At 36.9% G+C, this 17,452-nt stretch carries 17 protein-coding genes; 12 read left to right on the plus strand and 5 right to left on the minus strand.

The features are described from left to right. Positions 1-277: 277 nt before the first annotated feature. The gene (locus OQ267_RS16990; RefSeq protein WP_265837082.1) at positions 278-697 is read right to left on the minus strand and encodes an acyl-CoA thioesterase; all 420 of its coding nucleotides are present in this window, start codon (positions 695-697) and stop codon (positions 278-280) included. Between the two features lie 82 nt (positions 698-779). Here OQ267_RS16990 and OQ267_RS16995 point away from each other — a divergent pair, with 82 nt between their 5' ends. From OQ267_RS16995 to OQ267_RS17030, 8 genes are all read left to right on the plus strand, one after another. Next, complete coding sequence (locus OQ267_RS16995; RefSeq protein ID WP_265837083.1) at positions 780-983, plus strand: hypothetical protein; 204 nt, start codon at positions 780-782, stop codon at positions 981-983. A gap of 9 nt (positions 984-992) precedes the next feature. After that, positions 993-1,469, plus strand: a complete 477-nt coding sequence (locus OQ267_RS17000) for a hypothetical protein (RefSeq protein WP_265818142.1) — start codon at positions 993-995, stop codon at positions 1,467-1,469. Positions 1,470-1,756: 287 nt separating this feature from the next. After that, positions 1,757-2,041 carry a 30S ribosomal protein S15 gene (gene rpsO / locus OQ267_RS17005; RefSeq protein ID WP_029285581.1) on the plus strand — a complete coding sequence of 95 codons (285 nt, stop codon included), beginning with the start codon at positions 1,757-1,759 and terminating at the stop codon, positions 2,039-2,041. 176 nt (positions 2,042-2,217) lie between these two features. After that, positions 2,218-4,353, plus strand: coding sequence for a polyribonucleotide nucleotidyltransferase (gene pnp, locus OQ267_RS17010; RefSeq protein ID WP_088301431.1), 2,136 nt, complete (start codon positions 2,218-2,220; stop codon positions 4,351-4,353). Between the two features lie 247 nt (positions 4,354-4,600). Then, positions 4,601-5,272: a ribulose-phosphate 3-epimerase gene (gene rpe / locus OQ267_RS17015; protein ID WP_265837279.1), complete on the plus strand. Its 672-nt coding sequence runs from the start codon at positions 4,601-4,603 to the stop codon at positions 5,270-5,272. A gap of 74 nt (positions 5,273-5,346) precedes the next feature. Next, positions 5,347-7,758 carry a TonB-dependent receptor gene (locus tag OQ267_RS17020; RefSeq protein WP_265837084.1) on the plus strand — a complete coding sequence of 804 codons (2,412 nt, stop codon included), beginning with the start codon at positions 5,347-5,349 and terminating at the stop codon, positions 7,756-7,758. A 416-nt stretch (positions 7,759-8,174) separates the two neighbouring features. Beyond that, entirely contained in the window at positions 8,175-9,248 is a 1,074-nt protein-coding gene (serC, locus tag OQ267_RS17025) for a 3-phosphoserine/phosphohydroxythreonine transaminase (protein ID WP_265837086.1), read from the plus strand. 60 nt (positions 9,249-9,308) lie between these two features. Next, the gene (locus OQ267_RS17030; RefSeq protein WP_265818137.1) at positions 9,309-10,259 is read left to right on the plus strand and encodes a D-2-hydroxyacid dehydrogenase; all 951 of its coding nucleotides are present in this window, start codon (positions 9,309-9,311) and stop codon (positions 10,257-10,259) included. Positions 10,260-10,452: 193 nt separating this feature from the next. Here OQ267_RS17030 and OQ267_RS17035 read toward each other — a convergent pair whose 3' ends face one another. Beyond that, positions 10,453-10,968 carry a hypothetical protein gene (locus OQ267_RS17035; RefSeq protein WP_265837088.1) on the minus strand — a complete coding sequence of 172 codons (516 nt, stop codon included), beginning with the start codon at positions 10,966-10,968 and terminating at the stop codon, positions 10,453-10,455. A gap of 105 nt (positions 10,969-11,073) precedes the next feature. After that, positions 11,074-11,853, minus strand: coding sequence for an SAM hydrolase/SAM-dependent halogenase family protein (locus OQ267_RS17040; protein ID WP_088301427.1), 780 nt, complete (start codon positions 11,851-11,853; stop codon positions 11,074-11,076). Positions 11,854-11,956: 103 nt separating this feature from the next. Between OQ267_RS17040 and OQ267_RS17045 the strand changes: the two genes are divergently transcribed. The 4 genes from OQ267_RS17045 to OQ267_RS17060 all read left to right on the plus strand — a co-directional run bounded on the left by OQ267_RS17045 (position 11,957) and on the right by OQ267_RS17060 (position 15,346). Beyond that, on the plus strand, positions 11,957-12,916 hold the full coding sequence (locus OQ267_RS17045) for a PhoH family protein (RefSeq protein WP_265837089.1): 960 nt from the start codon (positions 11,957-11,959) through the stop codon (positions 12,914-12,916). Positions 12,917-13,006: 90 nt separating this feature from the next. Continuing rightward, positions 13,007-13,951 carry a phosphoribosylaminoimidazolesuccinocarboxamide synthase gene (locus OQ267_RS17050; protein WP_265818134.1) on the plus strand — a complete coding sequence of 315 codons (945 nt, stop codon included), beginning with the start codon at positions 13,007-13,009 and terminating at the stop codon, positions 13,949-13,951. A 43-nt stretch (positions 13,952-13,994) separates the two neighbouring features. After that, a complete protein-coding gene (locus tag OQ267_RS17055; protein ID WP_088301424.1) occupies positions 13,995-14,372 on the plus strand; it encodes an STAS domain-containing protein in 378 nt (125 codons plus the stop codon). A 68-nt stretch (positions 14,373-14,440) separates the two neighbouring features. Then, on the plus strand, positions 14,441-15,346 hold the full coding sequence (locus tag OQ267_RS17060; protein ID WP_265818133.1) for a ribonuclease Z: 906 nt from the start codon (positions 14,441-14,443) through the stop codon (positions 15,344-15,346). Positions 15,347-15,558: 212 nt separating this feature from the next. On the opposite strand, the gene OQ267_RS17065 is transcribed toward OQ267_RS17060, so the two are convergent. Further along, positions 15,559-16,512, minus strand: a complete 954-nt coding sequence (locus OQ267_RS17065) for an MlaD family protein (protein WP_088301422.1) — start codon at positions 16,510-16,512, stop codon at positions 15,559-15,561. Between the two features lie 160 nt (positions 16,513-16,672). Further along, on the minus strand, positions 16,673-17,452 hold the full coding sequence (locus OQ267_RS17070) for an N-acetylmuramoyl-L-alanine amidase family protein (protein WP_265837091.1): 780 nt from the start codon (positions 17,450-17,452) through the stop codon (positions 16,673-16,675).

Consider the following 17,452-nt stretch of genomic DNA (forward strand, 5'->3'; position numbering starts at 1 on the left):
TGAATTTTAAATGGGAGGGAAATCCTCGGTTAACTAAAATCTCAAACGGATCGCAGATACTATCATGGTTCTGTTCTTTTTGATAAGGCAAAGATAAATAAATTTCCTGTCTGTCAAATTTTACTGACTGATTTTTAGTAGTTTGATGAATTTATTGCCAAAGAACCACTGAAAACATGTAATTATATCATTGAGTTGAGAATGCTGGATTAGGTTTGAGGCTCAGGATATATTTGTGAAACACTAAATCTTCGGACCTCGGTCTTCTGACGCCCAACTAAATACTATACGCTTTAATCATTTCTTCAGTCACTTTTGTTCCGCGACTGGTGTTTAAATCAATTAAGACATAATCGAAAATTCCATCGGATGCAACTTTGCCCGTTTTTTTATTGATAATTTCGAACTGAACAGCACAACCTTTATCATGCATCGTTAATATGCCTGTTCTGATCAACATTAAATCGTTCATCAAAAGCGGGCGTTTAAAGTTAATGTCTACGTGGCTCACTACCCAGCCTAAACCATGTTTAGTGAAGTGCTCCCAAGGCATTCCATAAAACTTTTCCATTTGCTCATAACGGGCTGCCAATACATAATCCAGGTACTTGCTGTTATGTACATGATTAAACATGTCTATGTCGTCAGGGCGTACGCGAAGTTCGCTTTCGAAAATGCTGAATTGATTCTTTTCCAAGGGTAAAAGTGTTTTGTACAAAAGTATTAAATAACCGTTCCAATGTAAAGTATTAGTTTCTTTTTCGTATTTTTGATATGAAATGGGAAAGCTAACTTTATATGATATTTCAACTCCTCGCGAAATAATTGCGGAAGAGCGTGAAAGTGTTTATTTAAGTCATACTCCGGAGCAACGTTTTCTTAGCGTGTTGCATCTCAATCACATTTCAATGGTTATGAATGGCGGTAGGCCTTTAAAATCTCCTCAAGGCAAAGGCCTGGTCATCCGTAAGCCAGCCAGATAATTTCCGTATATGGCTTTTGATAAAGAAAACCCAGAAATGCTTTTGCTGTTAGCAACTTTTCAACAGTTTGATTTACATTATTTAATTGTAGGTGGCTTTGCTGTAAACCGTTATGGTTATAACCGTACTACAGGAGACCTGGATATATATTTAAAAGATACAAAAGAAAACAGGCAAAACTTAATTTATGCACTGGATAAAATGGGTTATGGCAAATACGACATGTTATTGGATGTTCCGATTATTGCAGGGTATTGCGAAGTGATGATGGATGATGGGATGTATGCAGATTTAATGACAGATATTCCCGGATTGGATAAAGATAATTTTGATGAGTATTTTCAAATGGCAACTGTGGATGAAATAAATGGGATCAAAGCCAGATTTCTTCATTATAACCATCTCCTTGATAACAAACGCGCTACGAATAGACCGAAAGATCAATTAGATGTTTTAGAACTGGAGCGTATTAATAAGAAAAACTAAGTTTTTTGCATAACCTTATTTTTCTAAACCCGATTTAGCGGAAATCCTTTTGCCGCAATTTCCGAATGAGATGGCTTCGTAATTCCTCCTCGCAAATATGACAAATGAACTAAGACAGGCAAAAATATTGCAGAGAGAGTGGCACTGAAGTAACAAACTAAGAAATAGCGTTACTTTTGAAATGATTTAACGATCCAGCAATTAAACAATGCTTTGCTACTATGTAAAAAAATCTTTATCTTTGCGGCATTATTAATTAATTTTATACACTTTAATATTATTCAAGAATGTATTTAAGTTCAGAAAAGAAAGCCGAAATTTTCAAAACACACGGCGAAGTAGAAACCAACACGGGTTCTGCTGAAGGTCAGGTAGCGTTGTTTACATACCGTATTGCGCACTTAACAGAACACTTAAAGAAAAATCGTAAAGATTTCTCTACCCAGTTGTCACTTCAAAAATTGGTAGGTAAACGCCGCGGTATTTTGGCTTACTTATACAAAAAAGATATTGAGCGCTATCGTGCTATCATCAAAGCTTTATCGCTTCGTGATATCATTAAACAAAAATAAGCGTAATTTTATCATTAAAAGCCATTCTCTAGAATGGCTTTTTTACTTTCCTGTTAAATATTTTGACGGGATTTATTATAGATAGGGTTTTTTAATCTTATCTTCGTTTGCAAAAACAAAAACATATATAAACAACGGTGTGTAGAAAGAGGAAAACACACCACAATTCTAATTAAATGAATGTAATAAAAAAATCGTTCGATTTGGGCGATGGCAGAACAATTGAAATTGAAACTGGTAAATTAGCCAAACAAGCTGATGGTTCGGTAGTAGTGAAAATGGGCGATACCATGTTGTTAGCAACTGTTGTATCAACTGTTGGTGCTAAACCAGGAACTGATTTCTTACCATTATCAGTTGATTATCAGGAAAAATATGCGGCTACCGGTCGCATTCCAGGTGGATTTTTACGCCGTGAAGCAAGATTATCAGATTATGAGGTTTTAATTTCCCGTTTGGTAGACAGAGCTTTACGCCCAATGTTCCCTTCTGATTATCACTCTGATACACAAGTGATGATTTCATTAATTTCTGCTGATAAAAATATCCTTCCTGATTGTTTAGCCGGTTTAGCTGCTTCAGCTGCATTAGCTGTATCAGATATTCCTTTTAACGGTCCGATTTCTGAAGTACGTGTAGCTAAAATTGACGGCAAATTGGTGATCAATCCATATGCAAGTGATTTAGAACGTGCCACATTAGAATTCATGGTTGCAGGTTCTGCAAACGATATCGGTATGGTTGAAGGTGAGTGCGATGAAATTCAGGAAGATGAAATGGTTGAAGCTTTAAAATTTGCACATGCTGCCATTAAAGTTCAATGTGCGATTCAGGTCGAATTAACTGAAGCAACAGGTAAAACTGTAAAACGTGAATATAGCCATGAAGACCATGATGCTGATTTAAGGGCTAAGGTTTTTGCTGATACTTATGATAAGGTTTATGCAGTAGCGAAATCCGGTTCAAATAAAGATGAGCGTAAAGTTGGCTTTACAGCGATTATCAATGAGTTTTTCGAGGCGATGCCAGAAGATACTGCAGATTTAACCAAAGCAATGGCTAAACATTATTACCATGATGTGCAGTATGATGCGATTAGAAATCTGTTATTAGATGAAGGCATTCGTTTAGACGGTCGTAAAACGACAGAAATTCGTCCGATCTGGAGTGAAGTTGGTTATTTACCTGCTGCTCACGGTTCGGCGGTGTTTACCCGTGGCGAAACCCAATCATTAACATCAGTTACTTTAGGTAGTAAAGATGATGAGCAAATGATTGATGGTGCTTTCTTCAACGGTTACCAGAAATTCTTATTGCACTATAACTTCCCGGGTTTCTCAACAGGTGAGGTTAGACCGAACAGAGGTGCTGGCCGTCGTGAAATTGGTCACGGTGCCTTAGCGCAACGTTCATTGAAAAAAGTATTGCCACAGGGTGATGCCAATCCATATACCATCCGTATCGTTTCTGATATTTTAGAATCAAATGGTTCATCATCAATGGCAACTGTTTGTGCTGGTACACTAGCATTGATGGATGCAGGTATTAAAATCAAATCTCCGGTTTCCGGTATTGCAATGGGTTTAATCACTGATGAAAAAACTGGTAAATATGCCATCCTTTCTGATATTTTAGGTGATGAAGATCACTTGGGAGATATGGACTTTAAAGTAACCGGTACTGAGAATGGTATTGTTGCTTGTCAGATGGATTTGAAAATCAATGGTTTATCTTATGAAGTTTTAACTAAAGCTTTATTGCAGGCTAAAGAAGGTCGTTTACACATCTTAAATGAGATGAAAAAAACCATCAGTCAGCCGAATGAAGATTATAAGCCACATGCGCCACGTATCGTTTCTTTAACTATTGAGAAAGAATTTATCGGTGCAATTATCGGCCCCGGAGGAAAAATCATTCAGGAAATGCAACGCGAAACCGGCGCTTCCATCTCTATCGAAGAAGTTGATGGTAAAGGAATCGTAGAAATTTTTGCTGATAATAAAGCAGCTATCGATTCAGCTGTTACCCGTATCCGTAACATCGTGGCTAAACCAGAAATTGGTGAAGTTTACCAGGGTAAAGTAAAATCGATCATGCCATTTGGTGCTTTCGTTGAAGTGATGCCAGGTAAAGATGGGTTACTACACATCTCTGAAATTTCATGGGAGCGTTTAGAGACTATGGATGGTGTATTGAAAGAAGGTGATAAGATCGAGGTTAAGTTATTGGATATCGATAAACAAGGTAAAATGAAACTTTCCCGTAAGGTTTTATTGCCAAGACCAGAGAAACCAGCTGCGCCACAAGCATAGCAAAAAGTCCGAAGTCTATAGTCAGATTTTGGGAGATATATGAGCCCTTTCAGTTTTACTGAAAGGGCTTTTTTATTCATATAATGTTAATTTCAATCTTTCGGGCTAAAAAACTTTCACAGTTCTTTTGTAACTTGCATCTTAGTAAATCGTATTAACAAATAGTCATTGCGTGGCAGGGAGCAATCTTCCAGCATACAATTTAAAAGATTGCTCCGTGTCTCGCAATGAAGGAAATATAAAAGAAATGAAATACATCATCGCCCCATCCATACTTTCTGCAGATTTTGGCAATTTACAACGTGATATCGAAATGATTAATCAAAGTGAGGCCAACTGGTTTCATGTGGATGTAATGGATGGTGTTTTTGTGCCAAATATTTCTTTCGGCTTTCCGGTCATGGCTGCAGTTAAAAAGCATGCAACTAAACCTTTAGATGTTCATCTGATGATCGTCGATCCAGATAAATATGTACAGGAATTTGCAGCTGCTGGTGCAGACCGGATAACGGTTCATTATGAGGCTTGTACACATTTATACCGAACTATTCAATTGATAAAGGCATCGGGCTGTAAGGCTGGTGTGGCTTTAAATCCCCATACACCGGTTACTTTGTTGCAGGATGTTATTGAAGACCTGGATTTGGTATTGATCATGTCAGTAAACCCGGGTTTTGGCGGACAGCAATTTATCCATAATACTTACAAAAAAATCAGTGATTTAAAACAATTGATTCAAGGCATTAACGAAGATTTAATTATTGAGGTTGATGGTGGCGTAGGTTTACAAAATATTGCTACATTAGTATCAGCAGGTGCTAATGCTTTCGTGGCCGGAAATGCAATTTTTGCTACAGATAATCCTAAGGAAACCATTTCTAAAATGAAAAGTCTGACGCAAAATAGTTTAAGCGTTTAAGCATACTTTTGGCTTTGGTCAGGTTGATCGCTCGAAATTTCTAATGCCTGATAATTTCATCTTGATACTAAAAAATGCTCCAGATTAGGCTAACTCTTTTAATGTTAATGGCTTGTTGCGGCATTGCAGTTGCACAGCCTTTAGTAAGGGTTTCAGGGGTTGTTTATAATGAGCGTAAATTGCCTTTATCGCAGGTTACGGTTAGTGTATTGGGACAGACGCAATCAACAGTTACCGACGAATCAGGCAAGTATACTGTCTATTCAAAATCAGAATCATTTAGTATTAAATATTCCCTCTTGGGCTATTTGCCACAGGTTTTAAAGTTTAATACACATTCAGGTGTACGGCTAACACAAGATATAAACCTGTTTGCTAATATTAACGAGTTGGAGCAGGTAAATATCACAAACAAACAAAATCAGCTCAGCAATACAACCACCATCAATATCGCCGATGTAACTTCTATGCCAATGGTTTCAGGTAATTTTGAAACGATATTAAAAACTTTGCCGGGCGTTTCTACCAATAATGAATTAAGTGCGCAATACAGTGTGCGGGGGGGCAATTTTGATGAAAATTTAATATATATCAATGATATAGAAATTAACAGGCCTGTTTTAATTCGTAACGGGCAGCAGGAGGGCTTGAGCGCTATTCATGCCGAACTGGTAAGTAAGGCTAAGTTTTCTGCTGGTGGATTTGAAGCCAGGTATGGAGATAAACTTTCTTCAGTTTTGGACATCAGGTATGATAAGCCTGATAGTAACCAGACCATTCTGAGCGCCAGTTTTCTAAATACCTCATTAGCAACAAAACGGATTTTTAAACGGAGTTTTTTCCTTGCAGGTTTTCGGTATAAAAATAATTCAAGTGTGCTGACTAAGCAAGATGAAAAAGGGAGTTACAGTCCTCACTTTGCCGATGTACAACTCCTGTATCAATATGAGTTTTCTCCAAAATTAAGCATCAGTGTTTTAGGTAATTTAAATCTGGGCCAGTTTAAACTTTTACCTACCAACCGTGAAACTCAGTTTGGAACGTTGAACACAGCCCTTCGACTGGATATGGATTATACAGGCCAGGAAATTGATGACTATCAGACATTTGGTACCGCAGTTACGGCAACCTATGCCCCACAACCCAATCTGGTGATTAAGTTAATAAATAGTTACTTTAATACCATCGAGCGGGAACAGTTTGATATTACGAGCAACTATGTTTTTGGTAAAACTGGCCAGGGACTTTTTAATCACTCGGAGCAGAATAAAAGCACAGGAGTTTATTATAAATACGGAAAAAATAACCTGAATACGCAGATTTTTGCTACTGAGCTTAAGGTTGATCAAAACTTTAATAACCATTTATTTTCCTGGGGTTTAAAGCTGGATCAGTCGCATTATAAAGATCAACTAAATGAATACAGTTATACCGATTCATCAGGCATCATTCAGCTAAACGCGAATAATAAGGCTTTCAATAATATAGTTAAGGCAGAAAATAATATCAGTATAAAAAATTATAGCGCTTATATTCAGGATAGTTATTCTCTTTCAAACTATGCAGAGTTACAGTTAGGCACCCGTGCTGGATACAACACCTTAAGCGGTCAATTGATCATCAGCCCGAGAATGTTAATCGCCTACCGGCCAAATTCCAACAACAAAATCCTGAGGTTTGCCGCAGGTGTATATAAGCAACCACCTTCATACCGTACACTCCGGGATTTTTCCGGGGAACTGAATACCAGCCAGAAAGCACAAAGTTCATATAATACATCACTTGGGTATGACTATGCATTTGATGCCTTTGGGGCTCGTTTAAAGTTTACTTCCGAAGCATACTTCAAGTATTCGGATCGGTTAATTCCTTATAAAATTGATAATTTAAGAATCAGGTATTTGGCTAATGAAGTATCAAAAGGATATGCTTATGGTGCTGATTTTAGTGTTGGAGGTGAATTTGTAAAAGATTTAATTTCCTATTTCCGGATGTCGGTCATGCGGGCCAGTGAAGATATTATCGGAGATCGTTATATACAGAACGGACAAATCATTTATCCCGGATATATGAAACGCCCTACCGACCAAAGACTGAATTTTTCCATTTTCTTCCAGGATCGATTATTAAACAGCCCAACCTATAAAGTGCATTTAACTGCAATGTATGGTTCGCGTTTACCCATCGGACCGCCACAAACACCAAAATATCTGGATAAATTTTTTATTCCCTCATACAAGCGTTTAGATATCGGTTTTTCTAAAGATTTTCTAGATGATGTTGCCATACATAAGCCTAAATTTTTAGATCAGAATTTTAGTTCGGTGATCCTGTTTTTTGAAATTTTTAACATGTTAAATATTAACAATACCGCATCTTACCTGTGGTTGAATGATGTTGATAATGTACAATATGCAATTCCGAACTATTTAACCGGAAGGCAGTTTAATTTGAAGTTGATTGTGAAGCTGAAAAATAAAACTTGAAAAACAGCATTATATATTGTAGAAATCCTGATAATATCGGATCTGATTAATTTAAAGAAGGAGCAGAAATACCTTTTATTTGTAGCAATTTTAAATTAAGTTCATGTTGAGTAAAATCTCCGGCAAACGATGAAACAACTGTTTTTAGCAGGCTGAAGTTGCTTTTTTGTCAGCTGTGCTAATCTTTGTAAAAGATTAGCACATATTGCGGGATTGCTTTAACTCAACTGAGACTGCTTTCCTTTCCAAATTGTTAATACACCACTATTTACCATTTTATATAATTGCAAAAACGTTAATAAAATCATCAATATGGCCACATTTTTTAACAATATTTAATTTTTTATGATACGATTTTATGGACATAACTGCTTTAAAAATTTTACATTTACGGCCATAAAACATTATATAATAAGATGAAGCATAATTTTGGCGCAGGCCCTTGTATTTTACCTCAAGAAGTGTTTAAACAAGCTGCACAGGCAGTTTTAGATTTTAACGATGGATTATCAATTTTAGAAATTTCACACAGAACAACCGAGTTTGAGGCCGTTGTTGCTGAAGCTGGAAAATTGGTGAAGGAGTTACTGAACGTGCCATCGGGTTATTCCGTTTTATTTTTACAAGGTGGCGCGAGTTTGCAGTTTGCAATGGTTCCCATGAATTTATTGGGTGATGGACAAACGGCCAGTTATTTAGATTCGGGCGTTTGGGCTACTAAAGCCTTAAAGGAAGCTAAATTCGTAGGAAATGTAAATGTTGTGGCTTCCTCAAAAGATGCAAACTATACATTCATTCCGAAAGATTATGAAATCCCTGCTGATAGTGCTTATTTCCATTATACCTCTAACAACACCATTTATGGAACAGAGCTTTTCGACGTTCCTGAAACGAAGGTTCCCGTGGTTTGCGATATGTCATCAGATATTATGAGCCGCGTTATTGATGTTTCAAAATTCGATTTAATTTACGCCGGAGCGCAAAAAAATATTGGTCCTGCAGGTTTAACTATCGCGATTGTAAAAGATGAAATTTTAGGTAAAACAGGACGCAAAGTGCCATCAATGCTTAATTATCAGTCTCATATTGATAATGATTCCATGTATAATACGCCTCCTGTTTTCTCTATCTACGTGGCTTTGCTTAATCTTCGCTGGTTAAAATCTAAAGGTGGTGTAGCTGAAATTGAAAAAGAAAATAAGCAAAAAGCTGAGGCACTTTACAGGGAAATTGACCGCAATCCTTTATTTAAAGGAACTTGTGCAGCTGAAGACCGTTCCAGGATGAATATTTGTTTTGTGATGGAAAATGCTGAATTGGAAAAACCATTCCTGAAATTTGCAGAAGAACAGGGCATTGTAGGTATTAAAGGTCACAGAAGCGTTGGCGGTTTCCGGGCATCAATGTACAATGCATTGCCTATTACAAGTGTACATGCCCTAATTGATGCCATGCAGACTTTTGAAGAAAAACAAGCGAAAGCAAATTAATTAAATTATAATCACAGATTATCAGTATAATCCTGGTAATCTGTGCAATCATAAATAACAATGATTAAGATACTAGCAAACGATGGAATAGATCCTATCGGTAAAGAACTATTAGAAAAAGCAGGTTTCCAGGTAGATACAGAAACCATTCCACAGGATCAGTTGGCGGAAGCTTTAAAAAATTATGATGCCATTACGGTACGTAGTGCCACAAAAGTCAGAAAAGAATTAATTGATGCCGTTCCAAATATCAAATTGATTGGTAGAGGAGGCGTTGGTATGGATAATATTGATGTGGAATACGCACGTAGTCAGGGTGTTGCGGTGGTAAATACACCTGCTGCCTCATCATTGTCAGTAGCAGAATTGGTTTTCTCTCATTTATTTACGGGGATCAGGTTCTTACAGGATGCTAACCGTAAAATGCCAGTTAATGGCTCTACAGAATTTAATAATCTTAAAAAAGCTTATGCTAAAGGGACTGAACTAAGTGGAAAAACCATTGGGATCATTGGTTTCGGTCGTATTGGTCGTGCAACGGCTAAAGTGGCTTTAGGATTAGGCATGAAAGTACTGGCCTATGATTTATATCCCTCTTCATCTGAAATAACTTTGGAATTTCAGGGAGGGCAATCAGTGAACATTCCCATTCAAACCGTTTCTTTTGATGAAGTAATTGCCGGAAGTGATTTTTTTAGTTTGCATACGCCTTTTGCTGATCAACCTATTTTGGGCGCAGAGGAGTTTGCTAAAATGAAAAATGGTGTGGGGATAGTAAATTGTTCACGTGGAGGAACTATTGATGAACCGGCGCTGATTGAAGCTTTAAACTCAGGTAAAGTTGCTTTTGCAGGTTTAGATGTTTTTAATAATGAACCAACACCTTTGGCAGAGATTTTAACACATCCTAAAATTTCTTTAACACCGCATATTGGTGCATCAACCAATGAAGCGCAGGAACGTATCGGTACCGAATTGGCGACTTTGATAATTGAGCATTTTAAGAAGTAATAAATTTTTCATCCTGAGCCTGTCGAAGGACAACTGTGTTTCGACAGGCTTAACATGATATTTTGATTAATCCAAAGCATTCGTTAATACCCAATAACGATAACCCAATATTGCTTTTTGAAAAGTGGTAAGCCTATTTGGATCTTTTTTAAACAAACTTGGTAAAACTACCTTGTTTATCTTTGCTAAAGTTTTAAATATTGCCTTTTTCATATTTTTGAATCTTCTTATTATAAAAATAAAACATAGATACTAGGGTTAGAATCAGCAGGATAATAATGTAAGTAGATATTCCGTAATTACTTTTATTCGATTCTTTTTGAAGTATTTCATTCTGATCCTGTAGCTTTTTAATGGTTTTCATATAACCCTCAATCCTTTCTTGAGAGTGATCTGCAACCGCAACCTTTTGTTGATTCTGCAGGTCTTTATATTCCATTAATACTTTTAATTCCTTAAAGATATTATTATCTGTCAATACCACCTCACGAAGAATTTCATTGGAATTTTTGATATCCTTTTTGGTTTGCCAGCCAAATATTCCGGTTCGTTGGTTTAAGCTCTCATCATATTGTCCGAATTTTGCACTTCGCTCTGCTAGTAAAGCATTTACTTTAACCCGTTGAGCAGCATAAGCCGTGGTATCCTGCTGGGCGTAAGTTTGAAAACTTACGGATAGGACGACAAGCAGATAAAAATATTTTTTCATGAGATATAAACGTGAAAATAGTGGAAGTTGTTTTATTTGCCACTGAAAGATAGAAAGTGTGGGATTAGATTATGAAATCAGGTGCAGCTTTCAGCTTAGCTTTTTTTAAGAATGAAACTCAACCCTCACAATATCGCCCAGGTGCAGGCCCAATAAACCACTGGCTTTACCTTTGTTGATGGCAATTTCTAAATGATTACTGATGCCGAACAAGCAAAGTTTTTCACCTTCCTGCACTTCATTATAATGCCAGCTCAATTGTGTAATGGTTTCACTCTTGCGAAAATATAAGGTGAAATCACGGTTTTTCTGGATGCGTGTAAAAAGATCTTTTGTGATATTGGTAATTACATTGCAGAATGTATCAATGTAAACCACACTTCCACGAATAATATCCCGTTCAATTACAGGGTGAAGCAGCATTTTCTGTTCAATTTGAGCTACAGGTAAACCAATATCCTTTAACCTGCCACCTTTAGCCAGATGCGTGGCCGCTTTAACAAAAATATCAACCAGGGGAAAATGAAGATATTTTAAATCCTGCATGATATTCAGTTCTACCACATCCTCTGGTATATCATCAAAAAGCAAAGAAAAGATACCATTATCAGCCCCTACAAAATAATGATCACGGTGCCTGATGGCAATGTATTTAGTGTTTTCACTGTAAACGGAATCAATCCCTATTAAATGTACAGTGTTCTTTGGGAAATATGGATAAGCATTCTTTAAAACAAATGCTGCATATGAAATATTGAAAGCAGGAACTTCATGGGTAATATCAACTAAATTAACATTAGGCATAAGACTTAGCAGGCTACCTTTAAGGGCACTCTGGTAAAAATCTTTCGAACCTAAATCTGTTGTTAAAGTAATTATCCCCATTAAAAATTCATTATTATTGCTTATTCTTGTGTAGAGGCCTAAGCGTCTGCAAATATTCAAATTTTAATTAATATACCCCGATAACTTTTTAAAATACTATAGTTTGAACGAATTGAAATTAACTCTGGATACCGTAAATCCTGCTCACTTCTGGGGAGCAAATAATGAGAATTACGAAATGATTAAAGGTGCCTTCGCTAAGTTAAAGCTGGTGGCAAGAGGAAGTGAAATTAAGGTTCTCGGTGATGAACAGGAACTTAAGGCCTTCGAAGAAAAATTCAGTCAGCTGGTGGCACACCTGGAAAAATATAGTTCACTAACCAATAATGATGTAGAAACCATATTAGGCGCAAAGGCCAATGGTGTAGCAAAAAAAGATGCAGAACAGCCAACCGGCGGAGGTGGAGAGGTGATTGTTTTTGGTACTAACGGTCTTTTAGTGAAAGCCAGAACGGCCAATCAGCGCAGAATGGTAAGCAGTATTGCTAAAAATGACATCCTATTTGCGATTGGTCCTGCAGGAACGGGTAAAACGTATACCGCAGTAGCATTGGCTGTTCGTGCGCTTAAGAATAAGGAGATTAAACGCATTATATTAACACGCCCTGCCGTAGAGGCAGGGGAGAACCTCGGTTTCTTACCGGGCGATTTAAAAGAAAAAATTGATCCGTATTTACGTCCGCTTTACGATGCGCTGGATGATATGATTCCGGCAGAGAAGTTGAAATTCTATATCGAAAACCGAACCATAGAAATTGCACCCCTTGCATTTATGCGTGGTCGTACGTTAGATAATTGTTTTGTAATTCTTGATGAGGCACAGAATGCCACGGATATGCAGTTAAAAATGTTTTTAACACGTATGGGACCAACTGCTAAATTTATTGTAACAGGTGATGTGACACAGATAGATTTGCCTAAAAAACAGATGTCCGGCTTGTTCAATGGCTTAAGAATCCTGGAAGACATCAAAGGCATAGATATTATCTATTTAAGCGGAGAGGATGTGGTTCGCCATAAATTGGTGAAAGATATCTTAAAAGCTTACGGCGATATTCAGTAGGTGAGTCCTGAGTCGGTAGTCTATAGTCTAAATTGACTCTTGACTAAAGACTTTCCGACTTTAGACTTTTTTACTTATTTTTATCCCCTCATGAAAGCACTAAAAGAAACCCGTTTTAATTTTCCAGATCAAAGTAATTTCTATAAAGGTAAAGTACGTGATGTGTATACCATAGCCGATAGATTAATGGTAATGGTGGTATCAGATCGTATCTCTGCATTTGATGTCGTTTTGCCTGAAGCCATTCCTTTTAAGGGACAGGTTTTAAATCAAATCGCTGCTAAATTTTTAGCTGCTACGGAGGATATTGTTCCAAACTGGGTTTTAGATGTTCCCGATCCAATGGTGACTATTGGTCGCATTTGTGAACCCTTTAAAGTTGAAATGGTGATCAGAGGTTATTTAGCTGGTCATGCCTGGCGGGAGTACAGTGCCGGTAAACGTTCAGTATGCGGTGTTTCACTACCTGATGGTTTGAAAGAAAACGATAAACTACCTCAGCCTATTATTACGCCAACGACAAAAGCATCAGTAGGGCATGATGAAGATATTTCAAAGGAAGATATTTTAGCCAAAGGAATTGTGTCCATCTCTGATTATGAACAATTAGAGAAATATACCTACGCATTATATGAAAGGGGAACTGAAATCGCAGCCAAAAGCGGATTGATTTTAGTGGATACGAAGTATGAATTTGGTAAGGCCGATGGTGTTATTTATCTAATAGATGAAATTCATACGCCAGATTCTTCACGCTATTTCTATGCAGATGGATATCAGGAACGTCAAAATGCTGATGAACCACAAAAACAACTTTCAAAAGAATTTGTAAGAAAGTGGTTAATAGAAAATGGTTTTCAGGGTAAAGATGGGCAAGCTGTTCCGGAAATGACACCAGATATAGTTAATTCCATATCAGCGCGTTATATCGAACTCTATGAACAGATTGTTGGAGAGTCTTTTATAAAAGCTGATGCCGATGCCATTTCCAGTCGCATTGAAGCCAATGTGATCAAGGCTTTGCAATCACTCTAAAAATCGATGGAATTTATACTTTAGTAAAACAAGAAGAACAGAAATGAAATTTTCAGTAGATAAACACGATAAATACGTTACTTTAAAGTTAGAAGAGCCTAAATTCACCAATGATAATGCACCTGGCGTAAAATCTGAATTGTATTTGCTTAATGCAGAAGGATTTAAAAATATTATTGTCGACCTGAGTGATGTACAGGAATGCAATGATGCACAGGATCTTAGCTGCCTCTTGGTTGGCGACAGGCTTTGTAAGTCGGTTGGAGGATTATTTATTGTAACAGGTATTAATGATCAGCTCGAACCGATTATAGAATTGTCAAACATATTTCAATCTGTAACGTTTGTTAATACAATAGAAGAAGCGACCGATTTTATCTTTATGGATGAATTGGAAAAAGAGTTCAGAGGCGATAAATAAACAACGTTTTAATTCAACATTTAGCCTCGTAGTACGAAAACCTACGAGGTTTTTTATATCATACCATTATGAAATTTGAAGTTACTATTCTAGGAAGTAGTTCGGCGACACCTGTTTTCAACAGGAATCCTTCTGCACAGCTTTTGAATTGTAACGAAAAGTATTACCTGATTGATTGCGGAGAAGGCACCCAGCAGCAGCTGACCAAATACAATCTTAAGGCTGCACGGATCGATCATATTTTTATCAGCCATTTGCATGGCGACCATTACTTTGGTTTGATTGGTTTACTTTCCAGCCTTCATTTAAATGGCCGGATTAAACCTATGCAGATTTTTGCTCCTGCACCACTTCTGGAGATTTTAGAAATTCAGTTTAAATATTCTGATACCAACTTAAGGTATCCTATCGAATTTTTTCCAATTGAGGCTGATCAGTCCAGACAAATTTTTGAAAACCAGGACCTGATTGTAAAAACAGTAATATTAAACCATCGGATTCCAACTACCGGATTTATATTTCAGCAAAAACCAAGACAGCGTAAGTTAATCAAGGAAAAAACTGAACATATCCCCATGGCTTACTATGCAGCCTTAAAAAAAGGAAAGGATGTAGAGCAGGCTAATGGTGAAATTTTAAGAAGCGAAGACTTTACAACACCTGCTGAGCCACCAAGATCATATGCTTATTGTTCAGATACCATGTATGATGAAAGCTATTTTGCAACCATCAAGGGATGTGATACCTTGTATCATGAAGCTACCTTTATGCACGAACTGCTGGATAGGGCAAATGAAACCCATCATACCACCGCAAAGCAGGCAGGCGAAATAGCCAGTATCAATGGGATAAACAAGTTACTGATCGGCCATTTTTCATCGCGTTATAAAACGCTCCAAATGCTTCTTGAAGAAACACAATCTGTTTTTGAAAATACAGAATTAGCAGTAGAAGGTAGAACCTTTCAGCTTTAAATTTATTCTGCTTTAATCGTAAAGTTCTTGAAATTTAGCGGGTTAAACAAGTCTCTACTGCGGATTTGCCTGTTGATGTATTTTACTTTTTAATAAGTGCTTTTATTATTAATGATCCTTAAATCATTCCTTTATCACGCGCATAAGTAAAATTAAGGCATAAAAAAAGCCTTGCAATATCAATTACAAGGCTTCAAATTTATAAAATCAAATTACTTATCTTTTTTATTCCCACCGCCAAATACAGAGAAATGTACATAACGTTTAGGATTGGCTTTTAAATCGATCATCAACTCATCGAGATTTTTTGAAGCACTATTCAGGTTGTTATACATTTTATCATCATTTAACAATAAACCTAAACTGCCTTTGCCATCTTTAATACCGGAGATCACACTTTGCAAATCTGCAATGGCGTTATTGGCATTATCTAAGGTTTGTTTAAAATTAGCTGCTGCAAACTTATCAGTTACCGTATTGATATTGGTTAAAATATCACTGATTTTTTTGTTGTTATTATTCAGGTTTGCTGTAATGCCTTCTACATTTTTAAAAATAGCTTCGATACGGGCACTTTCAGAACCTACGAGACCATCAACCTTTTTAGAGGTTGTTTCCAATGAAGCAAGTGTTCCGGCTATACTATTGAAACTTTTATCTACATTTTTCTGAAAATTCGGATTCAATATCGAATTTACACTGCTCAGGATCGAATCCATTTTGCCTATGATCAGTTCAGCCTTCTTTTGAACAGGTTGAACCTGTTCCATCAAACCCTTTTCAACATTGGCATTTAAGGTAAAACCATCTTCAGCAATTTTCTTTGAATTTCCAAGCGACATTACGATGGCTTTACTTCCTAAAAGATCAGTACCTTCTAACCGTGCAACACTATTTTCAGGAATATCATATTTGCTATTAATGCTTAAGGTAGCCAGGATTGTTCCACCCGGTTCCAATTGTAGCTTCGCCACGCGGCCAATCTGATAACCATTAATTAAAACGGGTTTGGAAACGGTTAAACCATCTACACGGGTATATCTTGCAAACAAGGTTGTTTCACTGGAGAATATGGAATTTCCCTTTAAAAAATTATATCCGATAATTAATAAAGCAATGGCGAATGCAGCTAAAATACCGACTTTGGTTTCGTTCTTAATTTTCATGTGTTTCTATTTATTCGCTGCAAATATGATTTGTATTCATCATTTGCCTGAGCGCTATCATTTTTGTAATGCAAAGGTATTATAATTACATAATGTTTGCACCAACGTTTTTGTTTGGTATTTGTTATTATTTTAACAATAGGCTGAATAATATTTAATATTAATCAACTTCAACATCTTTCCTGTATTTTTTAATAGCAGCCAGTATGGAATCGGCAATTTCACTTTGTCCGCTACTGGAGTTGATGTATTTTTCTTCTTCCTGATTGGAAATAAATCCAACTTCAGTTAATATAGCTGGCATTCCGCAACGCTGTAAAACCAAAACGCCTTGTTCTTTAACGCCTCTGCTGCCTCTTTTATCACGGTTTACGTAACTGTTTTGCACCAGTTTGGCAAATTTAATGCTTTTATCTCTGAATGTGTTTTTAAGCAATGACATTAAAATAAATGTTCCGGGTTTATTTGGATCATAGCCATCATATTTGCTTTTATAGTTTTTTTCCAGCTTAATATCCGCATTTTCCCGGATGGCGGCATCTTGTTCTTTCAACCGGTGAGAACCAGCAACCAATGTTTCTGTTCCTTTTACATGTTTATTTCCGGATGGCATGGAATTGCAATGCACCGAAATAAATAAATCAGCATTTGCGTTATTGGCAATTTCAGCACGCCTGTACAGGTCAACATCCACATCTTTTGTACGGGTATAAATAACCTTGATCCCAGGCATATCTTCCTGAAGTTTTGCGCCTAGTTTTAAAGCCACCTTAAGTGCGATATCTTTTTCTTTTGAATAACTTCCTGAAGCACCGGGTTTTCTTCCGCCGTGTCCGGGATCGATCACAATGGTTTTGATTTTATATCCCTGTGCGAATAAAACCTGAACAGAAAAGAGGGTTAAGATAAAAACTGATGTTATTGCACGTTTAATCTTCAT

Origin of the sequence: Pedobacter sp. MR22-3, assembly GCF_026240075.1 — a bacterium.
Lineage (GTDB): Bacteria > Bacteroidota > Bacteroidia > Sphingobacteriales > Sphingobacteriaceae > Pedobacter.